This is a genomic window from Deferrivibrio essentukiensis (genome assembly GCF_020480685.1).
In the GTDB taxonomy this organism is placed as follows: Bacteria; Chrysiogenota; Deferribacteres; order Deferribacterales; family Deferrivibrionaceae; genus Deferrivibrio; species Deferrivibrio essentukiensis.
Window position 1 is genome coordinate 133,810 of the sequence record NZ_JAJAFU010000001.1, and the last position, 19,117, is coordinate 152,926.

Annotated in this window: 15 protein-coding genes and 1 tRNA gene; all 16 read left to right on the top strand. The window is 52.3% G+C overall.

The window, feature by feature from the left end; genetic code table 11:
- Position 1: 1 nt before the first annotated feature.
- Positions 2 to 793, top strand: coding sequence for an S-methyl-5'-thioadenosine phosphorylase (gene mtnP, locus LF845_RS00675; protein WP_242819061.1), 792 nt, complete (start codon positions 2 to 4; stop codon positions 791 to 793).
- Complete coding sequence (gene murB, locus LF845_RS00680; protein ID WP_242819062.1) at positions 790 to 1,638, top strand: UDP-N-acetylmuramate dehydrogenase; 849 nt, start codon at positions 790 to 792, stop codon at positions 1,636 to 1,638. Before mtnP ends, murB begins: the two co-directional genes overlap by 4 nt.
- Positions 1,639 to 1,710: 72 nt before the next feature.
- Positions 1,711 to 1,786 (top strand) — tRNA-Asn (locus LF845_RS00685).
- A 503-nt stretch (positions 1,787 to 2,289) separates the two neighbouring features.
- Positions 2,290 to 2,511 (top strand): hypothetical protein, encoded by a 222-nt coding sequence (locus LF845_RS00690; RefSeq protein WP_242819063.1) that lies wholly within the window; start codon positions 2,290 to 2,292, stop codon positions 2,509 to 2,511.
- Positions 2,512 to 2,579: 68 nt separating this feature from the next.
- On the top strand, positions 2,580 to 3,122 hold the full coding sequence (locus tag LF845_RS00695; protein WP_242819064.1) for a DUF2924 domain-containing protein: 543 nt from the start codon (positions 2,580 to 2,582) through the stop codon (positions 3,120 to 3,122).
- Positions 3,119 to 4,753, top strand: a complete 1,635-nt coding sequence (locus LF845_RS00700) for a recombinase family protein (RefSeq protein ID WP_242819065.1) — start codon at positions 3,119 to 3,121, stop codon at positions 4,751 to 4,753. The genes LF845_RS00695 and LF845_RS00700 overlap by 4 nt, the downstream gene beginning before the upstream one ends.
- Entirely contained in the window at positions 4,750 to 5,187 is a 438-nt protein-coding gene (locus tag LF845_RS00705; RefSeq protein ID WP_242819066.1) for a hypothetical protein, read from the top strand. The genes LF845_RS00700 and LF845_RS00705 overlap by 4 nt, the downstream gene beginning before the upstream one ends.
- 183 nt (positions 5,188 to 5,370) lie before the next feature.
- Positions 5,371 to 5,991, top strand: coding sequence for a TetR/AcrR family transcriptional regulator (locus tag LF845_RS00710; protein ID WP_242819067.1), 621 nt, complete (start codon positions 5,371 to 5,373; stop codon positions 5,989 to 5,991).
- Entirely contained in the window at positions 5,988 to 7,463 is a 1,476-nt protein-coding gene (locus LF845_RS00715) for a TolC family protein (protein WP_242819068.1), read from the top strand. Before LF845_RS00710 ends, LF845_RS00715 begins: the two co-directional genes overlap by 4 nt.
- Complete coding sequence (locus LF845_RS00720; protein ID WP_011367008.1) at positions 7,460 to 8,677, top strand: efflux RND transporter periplasmic adaptor subunit; 1,218 nt, start codon at positions 7,460 to 7,462, stop codon at positions 8,675 to 8,677. The genes LF845_RS00715 and LF845_RS00720 overlap by 4 nt, the downstream gene beginning before the upstream one ends.
- The gene (locus LF845_RS00725) at positions 8,664 to 9,671 is read left to right on the top strand and encodes a patatin-like phospholipase family protein (protein WP_011367009.1); all 1,008 of its coding nucleotides are present in this window, start codon (positions 8,664 to 8,666) and stop codon (positions 9,669 to 9,671) included. The genes LF845_RS00720 and LF845_RS00725 overlap by 14 nt, the downstream gene beginning before the upstream one ends.
- A complete protein-coding gene (locus LF845_RS00730; protein WP_011367010.1) occupies positions 9,661 to 10,155 on the top strand; it encodes a hypothetical protein in 495 nt (164 codons plus the stop codon). The genes LF845_RS00725 and LF845_RS00730 overlap by 11 nt, the downstream gene beginning before the upstream one ends.
- Entirely contained in the window at positions 10,152 to 13,226 is a 3,075-nt protein-coding gene (locus LF845_RS00735) for an efflux RND transporter permease subunit (RefSeq protein WP_242819069.1), read from the top strand. The genes LF845_RS00730 and LF845_RS00735 overlap by 4 nt, the downstream gene beginning before the upstream one ends.
- Entirely contained in the window at positions 13,223 to 14,251 is a 1,029-nt protein-coding gene (locus LF845_RS00740; RefSeq protein WP_242819070.1) for a putative ABC transporter permease, read from the top strand. Before LF845_RS00735 ends, LF845_RS00740 begins: the two co-directional genes overlap by 4 nt.
- Entirely contained in the window at positions 14,248 to 18,579 is a 4,332-nt protein-coding gene (locus LF845_RS00745; protein ID WP_242819071.1) for an acyl-CoA dehydratase activase, read from the top strand. Before LF845_RS00740 ends, LF845_RS00745 begins: the two co-directional genes overlap by 4 nt.
- A complete protein-coding gene (locus LF845_RS00750) occupies positions 18,580 to 18,759 on the top strand; it encodes a hypothetical protein (protein WP_242819072.1) in 180 nt (59 codons plus the stop codon).
- The last annotated feature ends 358 nt before the right edge of the window (positions 18,760 to 19,117 follow it).

Here is a 19,117-nt window from a genome sequence, read left to right on the forward strand (position 1 = left end):
AATGAAGATTGGGATAATAGGGGGAAGCGGACTTTATTCTATCAACGGTTTTGAGTTTATAGAAGATATTGAAGTCAGCTCTGCTTTTGGCAAACCTTCATCACCTTACAAACTTTTTAGAAAAGGGGGAGTTGAATTTTATTTTTTATCAAGGCACGGAGCAAATCACACCCTTGCCCCACACAAAGTAAATTACAGAGCAAATATTGACGGATTCAAACAAATTGGGGTCAGCCAAATACTTTCTTTTAATGCTGTCGGTGGGATTGCAAGTGATTTAAAGCCTTCGGATATTGTTATTCCTGATAATGCTATCGATATGACATGTGGCAGAGCAAATACGTTTTACGAAGAAAATGATATAGTTCATATAGATTTAACATACCCTTTCTGCGAAACGATCAGAGATAAGCTAATCACTCTGTCAAAAGATTTTTCTTTTGGCATCAAAAATAAGGGTGTTTATGTATGTACTAACGGGCCAAGGCTTGAAACGGCTGCCGAAATTAAAATGTATAAGACTCTCGGTGCCGATATAGTCGGTATGACCCTTTTTCCTGAGGTAACGCTGGCAAGGGAAGCTGAGATTTGTTATGCAAATGTGAGTATTGTGACTAATTTTGCTGCTGGTATTTCGAAAAATAAACTGACAACCTCAGAAGTAATAGAAACAATAAAGAAGAGTGAAGAAAAATTGAAAGAAATTTTAGAGTTGTATAGTAAAAATATTCCGAATACGGATGAATGCAAATGCACAAAAGCTCTTGAAGATGCGGGGATTACCAAAAAATGAGAATAATTAAAAATGAGCCGTTGTCAAAACACACAAGCTATATGACCGGTGGGAGTGCAAAACTTTTTTTAGAACCTTATACAACTCAAGATTTGAGAGAATCCTTAATTTACTTGAAAAATGAAAAATTTTTTATCCTTGGCAAAGGGAGTAATGTGCTATTTTCTGATAATTTCTTTGACGGGGTAGTGCTTAGTTTGAAAAATCTTAACAGGTATGCTTTGATAGATGGTAGTATGCTTGTCAGTGGAGCAGGTTGCCTGCTTGATGATATTGTAAAATTTTCTATTTCAAATAATTTGGGTGGTATAGAAGACTTATCAGGTATCCCCGGCAGTGTGGGTGGAGCTGTTTTTATGAATGCAGGGGCATTTGACACTGAGATAAAGGATGTCGTTGATTATGTAAAAACCATTGATATGTCCGGTAAAGTTACTCTACTGAAAAAGAACGAAATAAATTTTACTTACAGAAGCTCAGGTTTAGATAAAAAAATAGTTGTTGAAGCGGGCTTTTTTTTGAGAAAAGGAGCAAATATGTACAGAAGGGAGGAAATCCTTTCTAAAAGGTGGTCAAAACAGCCCATCGATTATCCCAGTTGCGGCTCTGTTTTTAAAAGACCTAAAGGTAATTTCGCCGGGACTTTGATTGAAGGTTGTGGTTTGAAAGGGTATAGGGTGGGTAATGCTAAAGTTTCTGAAAAACATGCAAACTTTATTATTAATCTTGGTGGAGCAACAAGCTTAGACATATACAATATTATCCAACATGTTAAGGATAAGGTTTATAATGAGACAGGGATAATGTTGGAAGAGGAAGTCAAACTGGTTAATTTTGATGTTTAAACAGTGTAAAAAAAACGAAAAAAAATGTTGACACTTTTAGTCAATGTTGCTATATATCTCTCCTGCTTAAGTTCCCCGGTAGCTCAATCGGCAGAGCGGGTGGCTGTTAACCACTAGGTTGGCGGTTCGAGTCCGTCCCGGGGAGCCAAAATTCTATCCGCTGAAATCAGCGGTTCTTATTTAACGCAATACCCTGTGGGTTGATCCCCACGGGGTATTGTCGTTTCTGCCCTGTCTTCGCCGACTTACGCCGACGGGCACATCCTTCCCGATTCTCCGTTTCGATGCTCTCCGCCCGGGGTTGCGATGCAACCATGGGGGTTCAGCCGCGGTTTTCGCAAATGTCCTTTCCTGATTCTCCCATTCTCCGCTTTTTGAATCCGGCTATTTAACAGCCCGGTTCCCCACAGAGCCTGCGCCGACATCAAACTCGATCCTCCGGTAGGTATCAGCCGGAAGCCGGACCAAGGGGTTCGGCGGCAAGTTGATCACCAGACAGCGGATGCGGCCGTGAGAACGGAGACCGTTGTGGGTGCCGGCGACATCGCTCTCGAGCGATATCGGACGGGCTCCAACGGTTCCTGACCAAGGTCGTTCATCCCGCGGCATCCACAACGGTCCTTCCAGCGGCCTTCCGCGAAGGAGGACCGGATGCAGGCTGAAACCAACATCCCCGACACGATTGAAGCGGTGACCGCCGAAGTCGTCTCAATCCTGGCCCAGGGCTACATGCGCTACCGGAAAGGCCGAAGACTTCCCTCTGATTCCCAAGATTCGGAGGGGAATGTGGCGCAAGTCCACGAATCTGAGGCGTTTACGGAGAAACGCCTTGATGTTTCGGGCCACCGAAGCCTTCATTCCACAAGGGGTTAGCGCCCCGAGAAGCCGCGGAGACCACCTGGCCGTGGCGTGGAAAAGAGAACGTCGAAAGGAGGTTTCGGATGAACACGGACACCTACAAGGAGATCATGAGCCTCTCCCGGATGACGGTCGGGGAGCTCCGGGAGAAGTACCTCGAGGTCTTCGGCGAAGAGACGCGCTCCCACCACAAGGACTTTCTGCGCAAGCGGATCGCCTGGCGGCTCCAGGCCCTCGCCGAAGGCGACCTCTCCGAGCGGGCCCGGCGGCGCGCCGAGGAGCTGGCCGACGACGCCGACCTCAGAATCCGCGCTCCCCGCGCCCGGCACAAGTCCGGCTCGGCCGAGGAGCGGGCCCGGAGCGTGCGCGGAAGGCTCCCGGCCTCACGCGACCGTCGGTTGCCCCTGCCCGGCACCCTGCTCGTAAGAGAATACAAGGGTCGAAGCGTGGTGGTGAAGGTGCTCGATGAAGGGTTCGAGTACGAGGGGCGGCGGTACAAGTCGCTCTCCGCCATCGCCCGCGAGGTTACAGGCACCAAGTGGAACGGCTTCCTCTTCTTCGGCCTCGCAGGCGACGGCACGCCCGCGAGCGGAACGGCCGAAAAACGTAGAAGGAGGACCGGATGAGTATGACCTTGAACGAAGGAAGCTACACCCAGGCGGAACAGGCCAGAGGAACGGGAGCCCCGCCCCAGCGCCGCGACGGCCTGGTCCGTTGTGCCATCTATACCCGCAAGTCCACCGACGAGGGGCTCGATCAGGAATTCAACAGCCTGGACGCACAGCGCGAGTCGGCCGAAGCATTCATCAGGAGCCAGCAGCACGAGGGCTGGGTCTGCCTGCCGGAACGCTACGACGACGGCGGCTTCACCGGCGGTAACATGGAGCGTCCGGCGCTCAAACGGTTGCTTGCCGACATCGAAGCCGGTGAGATCGACTGCGTGGTGGTCTACAAGGTGGATCGGCTCAGCCGTTCCCTCCTGGATTTCGCCCGCATGATGGAGCTGTTCGACAAGCATGCCGTGAGCTTCGTATCGGTCACGCAGCAGTTCAACACGACCAGCTCCATGGGGCGGCTCACCTTGAATATCCTGCTCTCGTTCGCCCAGTTCGAGCGGGAAATCATCTCGGAGCGCACACGGGACAAGATGTCCGCAGCCCGCAGGAAGGGAAAGTGGATCGGCGGCCAGCCTATCCTGGGATACGACGTGGACCGGCAAGGCGGCAAGCTGGTGGTAAACGAAGAGGAAGCCGCCCAGGTAAAAGCGATCTACCAGCTCTATCTCGAACATCAGGCCATGATCCCGGTGGTTGAGGAACTCGGACGAAGGGGCTGGCACGCCAAGCGATGGACCACCCAAAAGGGCAAGGACCGGGGTGGTAAGCCGTTCAACAAAGGCAGTTTGTTTCGGCTTCTGACCAACGTGACCTACACCGGCAAGGTCGCCTTCAAAGGAACCATCTATGATGGTGAACACGACGGGATCGTGGACATCGATCTCTGGCAACGGGTCCAGGATACGCTCCGGAGAAACGGGCGAACAGGCGGCAATGCGGTGCGCAACAAGTACGGTGCGCTCTTGAAAGGAATTCTCTACTGTGCGCCCTGCGGCACCGGCATGCTCCATACCTACACCAACAAGAACGGCAGACTATACCGATATTACGTGTGCCTCAACGCCCAGCAGCGGGGTTGGTCGTCCTGCCCGAGCAAGTCGCTCAACGCCCAGGAAATCGAGAACGCGGTGGTTGAACACATCCGCGGCATCGGAAGCAACGAGACGATCATCGCGGCCACGGCGGCGAAGGTCAGAGAGGAAAGCGAAAAACGGCTGGCGGAACTGAAAAAGGAACGGCAAAGCCATGAACGGGTGCTCAAGCGGTTGCACGCCAGGGTTCAGAAACTGATGAGCGAGTCCTTTTCCGTAGCCTCAGACCAGAAACTGGCGATTGATCAACTGGCCGACCTTCAGGACCAGATCGGGTCCCTGGATCAACGGATGACCGCCATCCGTGAAGAGGTCATTTCCATCCAGAATGAAGCCGTGGATGAAGGTGACCTGGCCAAAGCCCTGACGGCTTTCGCCCCGGTGTGGGAATCCCTGTCGCCCCGCGAACAGACCCGGATCGTTCGGTTGCTCGTCGAACGCGTCGGCTATGACGGACGGGACGGCAAGGTGACGGTCACATTCCGGTCGCCGGGGATAAAAGCGCTGTGCAGTGAGGCTGCCGTCAGAGACGTGGAGGGAACGGCATGAAACATCGTACACCGGACGCTTCGGGAACCGGACTGAGTCAGTTGGAGGTATCCTTCACCTTCCAGCCAAAGAACAGCCGGAAAAACGGCAATGCCCAATCAGGTAAAGACCGAAACATCGAGCCGGGAAACGTGCCCCGCATTTCGCGCCTGATGGCTCTGGCGATCCGCTACGACGGGCTGGTGGGCTGCGGCGAAGTGCGTGATTATGCTGATCTGGCACGACTCGGTTACGTGACGCGGGCCAGGATCACGCAGATCATGAACCTGCTCAACCTGGCCCCCGACATTCAGGAAGCGCTCCTGTATCTGCCTCGCACGGTCAAAGGCCGTAATCCAATCCGTGAGAAGGATGTCCGCCCCATCACCGCCGTCGCCCATTGGCACCGCCAGCGCAAGATGTGGGCGAAGCTGGTCAAGAACCGTATGCCCTAATAGAAACCCATGCCGCACCTTATCTCTGCCCGAGGTTCTATTCCATAGGAAAATATCAGGTTTTTTTACATTTCCGCTTGACATGGGAACATCTTGTTTTATAATCTGAAGCAGATGTCACATTATAGAATTTGTCGTCATTTAGCAGTATCTGATACCGCCCAAGCATATGGAGGTCGAGTAATGCAAGACAAAAAGCTCCCACGTCGGGAAAGAGAAAAACGCAGACATCGTCGGCAGATGCTTGCCGCTGCACTCGAGCTTTTCTCGAAGAAAGGATACCACAACGTATCCATGCACGAGATTGCAAAAAGAGCAGAGTTTGCCATCGGAACGCTTTACAAATTCTTCAAGAACAAGGAGCACCTCTACAAGGCCCTCATGATGGAAAAGGCAGCGGAATATCATCATACCCTGAGCGGAGTCCTTTCGAGGGAAGGTGACGTCCTGACTATTCTCAAAGACTACATTTCCGCTAAAGCGGGGATCTTTGCCGATGACGTTGCCACGTTGCGGCTCTATTTTGCTGAAACGCGGGGTGCGAGTTTCAACATCAAGGCCGGTCTCGATCAGGACATTCGCAAGCTTTATGACGAACTGGTAGAGCAACTGGCTTCGACACTGGAAAAAGGTATTCGCAAAAACGTGCTTCGCGATCTGAACCCCTACTATATGGCCGTGGCCCTGGAGGGAATCACCAACGCTTTTCTCTTCTGTTGGCTGGAAGATCCGGAACGGCATTCATACAAGGCGAATGCCCCGGTGATCAGTGACATGTTTCTCAAAGGGGTGATGGCCGAATGAAAAAAGCCTTAAGGATAACAGCTCGCACCATGGTTATGCTTCTGGTGGGAGGTGGATTGCTGCTGACAGCGGGTTGTATTTCTATTAGCGCTGCCGCCGAGCCGTTGCACGGCCATTCCGATGCAATCGCCGAAAAATCGCCGGAAATAGAAGGCAATCGTCCCTCTGCTCCCGTTGAGGAGCTTCGCAAGCTCGAAAAGGATGGCAATATACACCTTTCGTTAAGCGATTGCCTGAAAATAGCGTTGCAACAGAATTACGATATCCGCCTTACACGGGAAGCCCTGACTCAAGCCAATACAAAGATAACTCAGGCCAGATCGGCTATGCTCCCATTTTTGGGGGCGGAGGCTTCCTATACACGACTGGACGAGGAGTTGAGTTTTGCAATGGGACCGCAATCATTGACCTTCATGGATCGTGATCAATACAAGGCGGGGCTCGTCATCCGGCAGCCCATTTTCACGGGAGGGCGATTGAATGCGGCGCGCAAGGCATCCCAGTATTCACGAGACGCTCAAGCTCAAGAGAACAGGGCCGTTGAAGAGGAAGTCGTTTTCCAGGTTACACGCGCTTATCGGACCGCACAGTTGGCCGAAGCGTTTCAAGGTGTTGCCGTGGAGGCCGTCGATCTTCTCAATGTGCATGAACATGACGTGGCGATTCTGGTGGAGAAAGGGGCGAATCCGGAAATTGACCTGCTTCGCACCCGAACGGAACTTGCCAATGCCCGCAAAGATCTGAATGGCGCTGACAACGCCGTCGACCTGGCATATTCTGCACTCAAGAACTTGCTGAGCATGCCCCTTGAAGAATCAGTCCGTTTGACGGAAGCCTTGGTGCGGTCGCCCGGGCCGGGGGCGGATCTTTCGTCGTTGACCGAGTTGGCCCTTTCGCAACGTCCCGAACTGTCTGCAATGGATTCCCAGGTGGCGGCCGCGGAACAGGCACTCAAGGCAGCCCGGGGAGAATATTTGCCGACCATCGCCCTGGAAGGGCGTTACGAATACATGGAAGGCGATTTCCGGGACCTGGAAGGCGGTGACCACTGGACAATCGGAGTAGGGGCACAGCTTCCCCTCTGGAATTGGGGGGAGACTGCGGCTAAGGTCCGAGAGGCGAAATCCCAACTGGTTCAGGTGAGAATCCAGCGAGATAAAACGACAGATCGCATTCGTCTTGAAGTGCGCCAAGCCTTCCTGGACCTCGGAAAAGCAGAAAAGAATATCGATGCGGCTGAGAGTGCACTGAAGACAGCCAGGGAGGCTTACCGCCTGGCAAGAGCCAGCTACCGGGCAGGAGAAGGCACAAATACCGACGTGCTGGACGTTCGTACGGCCTTAAGTCGAGCTGAAGCGAATCACACACAGGCTCTTTTTGATTACAACGTTGCCCTTGCCGCCCTTCATCGAGCGGTGGGCGTAATGGTGATAGAGCCGCCTGATATCAAGGAAAAGGAGTCTGCCGAATGAGACGAAGAGGAGTCTATATATCCATTGCTATTGCGGCTGCTGTTATTGCGTTCTTGGCTGTCCAAGTTTCCAGGAAGCAATGGCAAAAAGATGAAGATCCGAACGCGGCGGGCAAGGCGTTGCCTGTCACAATCGCATCTGTTGTCCCGCACGAATTCGCTGATGAAATCAGCGCCGTCGGCACCTTGAAAGCCCGAGACACGAGTCCGCTAAGCCCCAAGGTGGCAGGAACGGTGAGCCGGGTTCTGGTTGATATCGGTGAGCGCGTCAATGCCGGTGAGGTCGTTATAAAACTGGACAGAACAAACTATGATCTCGGCGTCAAGCAGGCCCGGGCGGCGCTAGCAGCTGCGGAAGCAGCAGTTCCGCAGGCTGAAGCCCATTTTGAACAGGCCGAGAAAGAATACCGACGCGCAATCGAACTGCTGAAGGAAAAAGTGATTCCGCAAAGTCGCTTTGATGCATCAGAAGCGGCCTTTAAAAGCGCCAAGGAAGCGGTGTTCTACGCCCGAGCACAGAGGGACCAGGCAAAGGCCGCCTTGGAGACAGCGCTGGAACATCTCAAGGATGCAGATATCCGATCGCCTATCGGCGGCGCTGTCGTGGAGAGAAATGTGGAAATCGGTCAGGCGGTCGCTCCCGGCGGCCGACTTCTGCTAATCGTGGACCAAACATCTCTGAACCTGGATGTCGATTTGCCGGAAGCAGACATTGGCCGGATTGTCGTTGGAACTGTTGCGCTGATCACGACAGACGCCTTCCCGGGACATGAGTATTCAGGGAAAGTAACCGTTATCAATCCATTGGTGGACCGAAAGACGCGTACTTTCCGCATGAGAATCGAGGTGCCGAATCCGTCCGGGAAGTTGGTGGACGGAATGTATGCCAGGGTGAAGCTTTCGGCAGAGAAAAGAAGGTCCCTTGCCGTTCCCCGTGAAACCTTGCAACGCCTCCCCGGCAGCGGCACCTATTACGTTTTTGTGGTGGAAGGAAATAAGGCCCATAAGCGAACGGTCGAAATTAGGGCCATGGATGACCAATTTGCCGAAGTGATGGGCGGCTTGGTTGAGAATGACAAAGTGGTCACCAGCGGAGCGGGACGTTTACAGTCAGGCATGGAGGTAAGCGTGCAAGATATTTTGAACAAGAATGGGACGGATAACTCTGGGGGACAACTTTTCAAGAAGAACGGCGGTGAACATGTCGGACGATAGCTCAGGTTTTCCGAAAAATATCGGCCTGGCTCTGGGTAGCGGCTCCGCACGGGGATGGTCTCATATCGGTGTATTGCAGGCACTAGCTGAGGCAGGAATAGAAATCAGGTACGTCGCCGGCACCAGCATTGGTTCGTTGGTAGGGGCCGCATGTGCCCTTGGCAAAATGGATGTGCTGGAAAATTTTGCCCGTCAGCTCGACTGGAAACAGATTGTTTCCTTCCTGGATGTAACTTTTCCGAGGTCGGGACTCATTGATGGAAAGAAGATCAGCGATTTCTTTCGTTCTCATGTTCGAGAAATGAACATTGAAGAATTACCTCTCCGCTATTGCGCGGTTGCCACCGACCTGGCCACGGGTCGTGAGGTCGTGTTGAACAAAGGGGACCTCATAGAGGCAATCCGCGCGAGCATCTCGGTTCCGGGCATTTTCACGCCGGTCAGGAAAAACGGCGGCTTTCTGGTGGATGGAGGGCTGGTCAACCCCGTGCCGGTGAGCGCTGTCAGGAAAATGGGAGCGGATTACGTCATCGCTGTTGATTTGAACCATGACATTATCGACAAAAGGAGTACCGCCGGCATCGCTCCGGTTGATTCATCGGTGGCAGGTATGGTTGTTCAGCCCCAGCCCGCAGAATGGAGAATCGCGCAGGATCTGACCAACAGGCTCAGCGAATTCGGTTCGCCCGCGTTATCGCAAGTGCGCCAGTGGCTGCAAAGGGACCCCGTGCCAAATATCTTTGATGTGTTGACGACTGCAATCAATATTATGGAAGTGCAGATCACCGCAACAAGATTGGCAACCGATCCGCCCGATCTGCTGATTCGGCCGAAGCTGGGGGATGTTCGTTTTCTCGAATTCCATCGGGCCGAGGAGGCCATTGCCGAGGGGTACCGAGAAGCCATGGTGCAGCTCAAAGAAAGATGGAAGTGTGCCGCCAAAAGAGATTTGCCAGGAGGTTTTTTACCGGGGAGGACGGAAGATGGGAATTAATATTTGTCAGTTACAAGAAAAACGCCTCGTTGATCGTCTGCGTTCTCTGAGGGTCAAAGGAGAAGTGATCGAGAAAAAAAGAATGGAATCATTCAGTGGACGGCCCGAAAGGAAGATTGTCGTTGTCAAGTTCAAGAACAGGATAATTGAAACAAACCTTGATGACGCAGAATTCGAACGGACTGAGATCGGGGAACGGATTTGGTTCTCTCCTCCGGTCCCTGATCGTGATCCGTGCACTTGCCATCTATTCGTCTGGCTGATTGTTGGAATCACATCTGGGGCACTGGCAATCTGGGCCATCACAACCCATTTTCCTGGAAAAACCGCCGCTATCCTTTCTCTTGTCGCAGCAGGTTGGATCAGCGTTATTGCCTGGGCCAGGATATGTTCGCACGAGCAAAGCAAATGCCTTCGGGACCTTAAGACGGAAGTCGACTTTTTTGAAGCTGACGGTGACGACAAGCAAGGGGAACAGAAATGAAATTACCGGAGATATCCGTCCGCAGGCCGGTCACGACCGTTATGGTTTTCGCTGCCATTACATTGCTGGGTTGCGTGGCTTTTTTCAGGCTCAACCTCGACTTGTTGCCGGATATTGAACCTCCGGCCGTGAGTGTCATCACACCCTATCCGGGGGCTTCCGCCACGGATGTTGAGTCGGAGGTGACCAAGTACCTGGAAGACCAGCTTTCCACCACACCGAATCTCGACCGGCTGGAGTCAAAGTCCAAAGACAACATCGCCATCGTCAATTGCATATTCAACTGGGGCACCGACCTGGATGTTGCGGTCAACGATATCCGGGAGAAGATCGATCTTGCCAAGCCGGACCTTGCCGATGGAGCGGAAGACCCCTTTATCTTCAAGTTCAGCAGTTCCATGGTGCCGGTGCTCATCATGACGGTGACGGCGGAAGAAAGCAGTCCCGATCTTTACAGAATTGTGGACAAGCAGATCGCCGATCCGTTGAAACGCGTGCCCGGCGTGGGCGCTGTCGTCTATGTCGGTGGTCGGGAAAGACAGATCAATGTGCATTTCGATCGCGAAGCAATAGAGGCTTATCACCTTTCTGTCCAGCAGATCAGAAATGTTCTTGTTGCCGAAAACCTGAACCTTCCGGTGGGCACCGCAAAGATCGGGAGGAATGAACTCCAGATCAGGGTGGCGGGGCGCTATCGGGATGCAGCGGAAATCGCCAATACGGTGATAGGCAGCAACGGCGACGCGCTTGTGCGGCTCAGAGATGTGGCCACGGTCACCGATGCCTTTGAGGAGCCGCAGGAGTGGGCGCGTTCCGGACGGCTTCCTGCGGTTGCCTTGATTATTCAGAAGCAGTCCGGAGCCAACACCGTCAACGTGATCGAGGCCATAAAAGAATGCCTCAAGACAATAAAGACCGAAGTGCCGGCGGACATTGAAATCCATGAGATTCTGGATAACTCCGATCACATTTATGCGATGATTAATAGTTTGACCGAATCCGCCGTCGTGGGAGGTATTTTGGTCATTGTCGTCTGTTTCCTGTTTCTCCGGCGGTTTCGTACCAGCCTGGTTGTCACATTGGCAATTCCATTCTCTATCATCGTTGCCTTTATCGGCCTCTTTATCATGGGATACACCATCAATGTCATTTCCCTGATGAGTCTTGCCATCGCCGTGGGAATGGTGGTGGACGATGCCATCGTCGTACTTGAAAACATCGTACGGCATGTGGACGATGGCATGTCTCCGAGGCTGGCCGCCGTGGAGGGAACATCAGAAGTGGGCATGGCGGTGGCCGCGTCAACGTTGACCATTGTGGCTGTTTTCGCCCCTCTTCTCTTAGTGAAAGGGATCGCCGGCATCATCTTTGGGCAGTTGGCGTTCATGATCCTGATCACGATTCTGGCCTCGCTCTTCGTTTCATTGACGTTGACCCCCATGGCTGCTTCCCGTTTGCTCCGTTCACGGGACCAAAGAAAGCTCAATCCGGTATTTGTATGGAGCGAGCGTTTGCTGAATGAAATCGAAGCCGGCTATTCCCATGTTCTGGAGTGGGGGCTGAGACACCGCAAGATTGTGCTTTCACTCATAATAATTGTATTCATCGGCAGTCTGGCACTGATTCCATTGGTCGGTACCGAATTTTTCCCAGAAGTGGATTCGGGGGAAGTGGAAGTTGTCCTGGAGATGGCGCAGGGCACCCGAGTGGAGATCACGGCCGGAACCACGGAAGAAATGCTCAAAGCGGTGAATGCCATTCCGGAAATGGAAGCAAGTTATGCCCTGGCAGGTCAGACCAAGAAAGGTTTTTTAACGGCCCTCGGTTTTGAAGAGGGGACCAACATCGGTCGCATCGGAGGCCGTCTCATTGATAAGAAAGAACGGAGTCGCCATGCCAAGGAGATCGCTTCGGAGCTTCGTGAGCAAGTCACAAAACTGCCGGGTGTTGAAAAGTTTTCCGCAAGCGCTGTTAGCGCTATCCAGAAGGCCTTTCTGGGAGGCGGTCGCCCCATCAGCATTGAGATTCTAGGCCATGATATCGAGATGACAAACGAAGTTGCTGCGAAAATCCAACGCATCGTGGAATCAACACCCGGAGCGGTGGATGTCGCTGTCAGTAGAAAGAGACCACGGCCGGAAGTGCGGATTTTTCTTGACCGGGATAAGGCGGCATCTTTGGGGTTGAATGTGGCGCTTGTCGCCGACGCATTGAGAACCAACTACTATGGTTTCGATGATACGAAGTTCCGGGAGGCGGGTGACGACTTCGACATCGAGTTGCGACTGAAAAAAGACCAGCGGGAAACGATTCGTGAAATCGGGGAAACCCCCATCACCACCCTGACCGGTCAGACCATCAAGCTCCGGAACGTCGCGTCTGTTCGGGAAACCTTTGGGCCTGTGGAGATCGACCGGAAAAACAGGACCCGCGTCACAAAGGTTCAGGCGGGCGTCCAGGGCAGGGTTCTGGGTGATGTGGTACGAGATATTCGAGAAAAGATGACCTCGCTTGACCTGCCTCCCGGCGTTTCCATCGAATGGGGCGGGGAGGTGGAGGAACAGCGAAAAGCGTTCCGCGACCTGACCCTCCTTTTGATTCTGGGAATAGTCCTTGTCTACATGGTCATGGCAGGGGAGTTCGAGGATTTCGTTGATCCATTCATCATCATGTTTTCGGTTCCTTTCGCCTTCGCCGGAGTGATATGGGCCTTCGTTGCCACGGCCACTCCGCTCAACCTGATGAGCTTCATCGGGGTAATCATGCTCATGGGCATTGTTGTAAAGAACGCCATTGTGCTCGTGGATTATACCAAGCAACTGAGAGCAGGTGGGATGACGCTAAACGAAGCGGTGGTCACGGGCGGAAAAACACGCCTGAGGCCGGTGCTCATGACGAGTTTGACCACCATATTCGGCATGGTCCCATTAGCCCTTTCCAGAGGGGAAGGCTCTGAAATATGGAATGCACTGGGCATCACGGTCATTGGGGGACTGTCGGTCAGCGGCCTTGTGACATTGATTCTGGTGCCGCTAATGTATTCGCTGGTTCACCGGGGTAAAGCAAAATGACGGCCGATGTTGTAAACTTCTTCTTTTCTTTCTCCTTTTTTTCCATTCTTGGATGGATGCTGGAGGTCTCCTATCGTTCTTTGCGTGACAAACGGTTCGTCAACCCCGGCCTCTTGAAGGGACCGTATCTCATCCTTTACGGTGCCGGCGCAGTGATGCTTATGGCAGCGGTTTCATTGCTGCAGGAATCCAATTGGGGAACCAAGGCCTTCGCTTATTTCATAATCACAACCGGACTCGAATTCGGCTCCGGATTGGTTGCTCAATACTTTTTCCAGATCCGTCTGTGGGACTATTCGGACCAAAGATTTAATTACAGGGGGCACATCTGTCTAAAATTCTCCCTGTACTGGATACTGCTGGCCTTCGCTTTTGAATATGCCGTTTTGCCCCCCTATCAAAGCATGCTCGTCCTGCTTTCACCGGTCTTCAAGTGGATAGTGGCCGGAGCAACGATCTCAATCATGTCGATGGATTTCCTGGCGGTTGCAGCCGGGCGTTTCCTCCGCCTGACGCCGGAAGAGAAAACTCTGATGGAGGCGGAATTCGTCAACACGGCAAGGCCGCTTCTCGATCTGCCGGAGGTTGCAAAACTGGCGCAGTATAACCATCACAGGGGGAAAACCCGATTGGATCATGTGGAGGAGGTGGCCTGCCTGAGCTTTCGCTGGGGAAAAAGACTTTCCCTTGACACCCGGGCGATTATCCGGGGGGCGCTGTTGCACGATCTTTTCTATTACGACTGGCTGCATGAAGGACCCAGATTGCATGGTTTCCGGCACCATAATATCGCGCTTAAGAATGCGCGCAAAATAACCCTCCTTACTAAAAAAGAAGAAGATATTATCAAAAAACACATGTGGCCGCTTACCGTTGTACCACCGCGTTATATGGAGTCGCTTGTCGTTTCACTGGTGGATACATTTTGCTCTGCAAGAGATTATTTGAGGGTGAAAAAACAAGACAAACACGCAAAGGCAGTCGCCGGTTGCGTTGGTTCGGAATCGGGGGATAAACAAAAATGACAAAACAGGCGGACAATCTCTATTTTACCGGGATTGACATAGGTTCAACAACGGCCAAGGCGGTGGTCCTGGATAAAGAGGGCGGCATGGTGTTTTCCCGCTACTGTCGTCATCAGGGCAAAACCGTGGAAACCACACGGGGCATTTTCAAGGAGGCACTTGAGGAACTGGGCGACGTGGAACTTGATTTGGCGGTTACCGGATCGGCGGGGATGGGTGCGGCCGAATTCTTCGGCCTGCCGTTTGTGCAGGAAGTGGTGGCCTCCGCGCACTACATTGAAAAATTTCTTCCGGGAGTCAGAACTTTTATCGAAATCGGCGGCGAAGACTCCAAAATCATATTTTTCGACGACAATGGTCGTCCCGATATCCGGATGAACGGCAGTTGCGCCGGCGGGACCGGTGCTTTTATCGATCAAATGGCGGTTCTCCTGGGTGTTGATGTAGCGGAACTGAACGTTCTGGCCGGAAAAGCCACGAATATTTATCCGATTGCGTCGCGGTGCGGCGTTTTTGCCAAAACCGATATTCAGGCTCTGCTAAGCCGTCATGTATCCAAAGAAGATGTTGCGGCTTCCATATTTCATTCGGTCGCCCTTCAGGTGATAACCGCCTTGTCCCGTGGACGGGAGATGGAAAGAAAAATACTGATCGGGGGCGGCCCGCTGACGTTTTATCCGAACCTGCGGAAAGCCTTTGCAAATCTGCTCGGCATTGAGCATCCGGATGACCTGGTACTTCCGGATCATCCGGAACTGCTTCCCGCCATGGGAGCGGCCATGGTGCGCAATGGCAAACCATGTCGGGGCCGGATCAGCAATTTTTTATCCATGTCCGAGAGAGGTGTCAGCCGTGCAACCAACAGCGGCACCAAAAGGCTGCCCCCCCTGTTTGCAAGCAATTACGAATTTGAAATATGGCAAAAAAGGCATGAGCGAAATTTGGTTCCCAGGATTGACCTGCCTGAGGCAAAAGGAAAAGATCTTTTTTTAGGTGTGGATTCGGGGTCAACCACCACCAAGATCGTCCTTGTCGATGAGAAAGGCAAACTGGTTCTGAGCTATTACGGCCCCAACAACGGCGATCCCATCCAGGCGGTAAAAAAGGGACTGGCTGAATTCAGAAAAAAGTTTGTTTCTGCCGGCTTTGCCCCGCGGATCACCAGAACGGCGGCCACCGGCTATGGTGAAAGTCTCATAAGAACCGCCTTCGGGTTGGACGACGGCCTGGTTGAGACCATGGCGCATTACCGGGCGGCGCGGCGCTTTGAGCCGGATGTATCCTTTATTCTGGATATCGGCGGGCAGGACATGAAGGCGATCTATATTCATGACAACGCCGTGGCTGAAATTCAGATCAATGAGGCCTGCTCATCGGGATGTGGTTCCTTTATTGAGACGTTTGCCCGTTCGCTAGGGTATAGTGTCCAGGAATTCGCAGAGATTGCATGCGATAGCAAATCACCTTTTGATCTGGGAACCCGCTGCACCGTCTTCATGAACTCCAAAGTGAAGCAGGCGCTCCGGGAAGGGGCGACGGTCGGCGACATTTCGGCAGGTTTGGCGTATTCGGTTATCAAAAATGCTCTGTACAAAGTGCTGAAGCTGAAGGACGTCGATGTCCTGGGGGACAAAATCGTAGTTCAGGGCGGAACATTTCGAAATCCAGCCGTATTACGCGCCTTGGAGGTGCTTCTGAACAAGGAGGTTATGAGACCGGATATTTCCGAGCTGATGGGAGCCTACGGTGCGGCCCTGACAGCCCTTGCCAATCATCGTGCGCATGTTGTGGCGGCCGTTGCTCCGCAGCAAGAAGCGCTGAAAGGTCCGGATCGGCCGGGACGGGAGACCGACGACCTGGTTTTTGAGAAATTGGTGATGGGAAGTGGTTTTTCAAAAAAGGAAATCCGCTGCCGGGGATGTGAAAACCAGTGCAGGGTTTTGAAGCTGACTTTCAGCAACGGAAACCATTTTTATACAGGGAACCGATGCGAGCGGCGCTTCAGCAACAATCCGGATGCTCAACGCAAAGGAAGGAACCTGATTGATGATCAGATAAGGCTCCTGTTTGAGCGAAACACGGAACCCGAAGGCGAACCGATTTTCACCTACGGTATCCCCCGCTGCCTGAACATGTATGAAAACTTTCCATTCTGGTGTGCCTTTTTGACCACGTGCGGGTTCAGGGTGGTTCTCTCTTCCGAATCCGGTTTCAAACTTTACGAAAAGGGTTCCGCCACGGTCATGTCGGAAAACATCTGCTTTCCCGCCAAGCTTGCCCATGGTCACATTTTCGACCTTATCGGAAAAAAAGTCGACCGGATATTCTACCCTACCGTGGTCTATGAGCAGGAAGAATACGAAAATGCTTTAAATACTTATAATTGCCCGGTGGTTACCGGATATCCCGACCTTTTGAAAAGTGCGGTTAACCCTGAGCGGAAATTCGGGATTCCCCTGGATAACCCGGTGATCAGCTTTAAGGATTTCAATCGGCTGAAGGATCAGCTTTATCTATTCTTCAAGCAGTCCGGAATCAATTACCGGACGGTGTCGGAAGGCGTCGAAAAGGGGATGGCGGCACAATCGGATTACAGGAAACAACTCAGGTCCATGGCGAAAACCCTGCTGAGCAAGGCGGATGCCGGGGGGCGGACAACAGTTGTTCTTGCCGGCCGACCCTACCATGCAGACCCGCTTGTCAACCACGGTATTCCGAATCTGTTGACGGAACTGGGCGTGGATGTCATCAGTGAAACGGCTGTCCCCTTGAATGCAGATGCCGTTTCACTGGAAGATGTCAATGTCCTGACCCAGTGGAGCTATGCAAACAGACTGTACGCGGCGGCCGGGTGGGTAACGGACACGGCCAATGCCCAAATGGTTCAGTTGTCCTCTTTTGGCTGCGGGCCGGATGCGGTTTCAACCGACGAGGTCAAAGAAATTTTGCGCCATGGCGGGAAGATTCATACCTTGATCAAAATGGATGAAATCGTCAACGTGGGCGCCGTCAGGATCAGACTGCGCTCCATGCTGGATGCGGTAAAAGAAAAAAACGGTAAAACGAATGCCACAGGGACCGGCACAATGAAAAAAAACCGGGCGGTTGTGGAAGAAGACAGAAAGAGAATCCTGATCGCCCCCTATTTTTCACCCTTTTATTCACCACTGATCCCGTCTGCTTTCAGGCCCCTGGGTTACCGGGTGGAAGTCCTTCCGCCCCAGGACAGGGTATCGGTTGAATGGGGCCTTAAAACCATCAATAACGACATGTGCTACCCCGCTATCCTGGTCGCCGGCGATATTATCAAGGCCTTTCAGTCAGGCCGCTACGATCCTGAAAATACCGCTGTTATTCTGACCCAGACCGGTGGTCAATGCCGGGCATCCTCATACGTGTCGCTTATCAGAAAAGGATTGGCCGCCGCCGACCTGGATGAGGTTCCGGTAATTGCCATATCCAATGAGGAAATTGATCCTCAACCGGGATTTAAAATAGATAAAAAGGGGCTGATAAAACGGCTGGGCCTGGGAATTATTTTTGCGGATCCCCTGGCCAGGATGTATCTAGCCACAATGGTCAGGGAAAAGGTGCCAGGGACATCCAAAAACCTGCATGAAAAATACCTCTTTGAAATGGAGACGGGCATCGAGAATGCAGATTATTATTATCTTCTCAATCTTCTGAAAAGGGCCGTGGCGGACTTCAACCGGGTTGAGATCAACGACAAGACGGTCCCAAGAGTCGGGATCGTTGGAGAGATCTTTGTTAAATACAACTTCTTCTCCAACGGAAATATCATCGACTGGCTGTCCGGCCAGGGGGTGGAAGTGGTTCTTCCTCCGATACAGAGTTTTTTCGCCCAGCGCTTTATCAATGAAACCTACAATCAAAAGGCCTTTTTTAAACGTTCTTTGGCAGATCGCATCAAGTACAGGCTGCTGGAGATATACTCAAGATACCACATCGGTCAAATCGAGCGGGTTATGCAGGGATTTCGCTTTTACAAAAAGGCGCATGACTTGAGAGAACTGGCTGAAATAACCGACGAGGTTGTCAGCCTGGCTAACCAGTTTGGCGAGGGGTGGCTTCTTACCGCCGAAATGATCGCCATGCTCAATGAAGGGATCGGTAACATCGTCTGTCTCCAGCCCTTCGGCTGCATTGCCAATCACATCACCGGAAAGGGGATGGAGAATAAACTCAAGGAGATGTTTCCTTCTTTGAATCTGCTTTCACTCGACATGGATGCGGGGGCAAGCGAGGTCAATTTACTGAACCGGCTACACTTCATGGTAACAGCGGCACGGGAAGAGGTGGACCGCTAGGTGGGAACACAGCCGGCGCAGAAGACCGCTCGAAGATTTGCCATTCCCGATGCATGGCCGCGCGAACTGGATTCCTTCAACGCTTACACGTCTTTGGAGGTCGAAAAATGGAGGGCCTGGGCGTCCAACCTGGGACTGTGGGATAAGGCGCGGCAGATGAAGCGCTGGATCGGTATGTAACCTGCAGCATTACTGAATTTGACGGTCAGAAGGCAGAGGGCATAACCCTCCGCTCGTCAAACGAGACATGCGGATTCCTCCCTCCTGGCAGGACTCTTCTGTGAACTTCACCTGAAGGGGAAATATCTCAGATGAACGAATGGAGAACGGTTATGAAGAGGGTTGCACGCGGGGAGTTTTTTTTATCTTTTCTCCTGAGTTATAACATCCTGTAAAATAAAAATCTCAAATAAATTATAATGAGCTTGCGTATATTGTTTATTGTTCAGGGTTTTAATATTTTGATAAAGAAATAGTAAAGGTATTTGTTTTAAATGTTTTTATGCCAAATCCTTGATTTTTGGGTTTCTGGGTTCTT

Bases quoted from the DNA above. Each gene is read 5' to 3' on its own strand.
- mtnP (WP_242819061.1), top strand. From the start codon at position 2: ATGAAGATTGGGATAATAGGGGGAAGCGGACTTTATTCTATCAACGGT.
- murB (WP_242819062.1), top strand. From the start codon at position 790: ATGAGAATAATTAAAAATGAGCCGTTGTCAAAACACACAAGCTATATG.
- LF845_RS00690 (WP_242819063.1), top strand. From the start codon at position 2,290: ATGCAGGCTGAAACCAACATCCCCGACACGATTGAAGCGGTGACCGCC.
- LF845_RS00695 (WP_242819064.1), top strand. From the start codon at position 2,580: ATGAACACGGACACCTACAAGGAGATCATGAGCCTCTCCCGGATGACG.
- LF845_RS00700 (WP_242819065.1), top strand. From the start codon at position 3,119: ATGAGTATGACCTTGAACGAAGGAAGCTACACCCAGGCGGAACAGGCC.
- LF845_RS00705 (WP_242819066.1), top strand. From the start codon at position 4,750: ATGAAACATCGTACACCGGACGCTTCGGGAACCGGACTGAGTCAGTTG.
- LF845_RS00710 (WP_242819067.1), top strand. From the start codon at position 5,371: ATGCAAGACAAAAAGCTCCCACGTCGGGAAAGAGAAAAACGCAGACAT.
- LF845_RS00715 (WP_242819068.1), top strand. From the start codon at position 5,988: ATGAAAAAAGCCTTAAGGATAACAGCTCGCACCATGGTTATGCTTCTG.
- LF845_RS00720 (WP_011367008.1), top strand. From the start codon at position 7,460: ATGAGACGAAGAGGAGTCTATATATCCATTGCTATTGCGGCTGCTGTT.
- LF845_RS00725 (WP_011367009.1), top strand. From the start codon at position 8,664: ATGTCGGACGATAGCTCAGGTTTTCCGAAAAATATCGGCCTGGCTCTG.
- LF845_RS00730 (WP_011367010.1), top strand. From the start codon at position 9,661: ATGGGAATTAATATTTGTCAGTTACAAGAAAAACGCCTCGTTGATCGT.
- LF845_RS00735 (WP_242819069.1), top strand. From the start codon at position 10,152: ATGAAATTACCGGAGATATCCGTCCGCAGGCCGGTCACGACCGTTATG.
- LF845_RS00740 (WP_242819070.1), top strand. From the start codon at position 13,223: ATGACGGCCGATGTTGTAAACTTCTTCTTTTCTTTCTCCTTTTTTTCC.
- LF845_RS00745 (WP_242819071.1), top strand. From the start codon at position 14,248: ATGACAAAACAGGCGGACAATCTCTATTTTACCGGGATTGACATAGGT.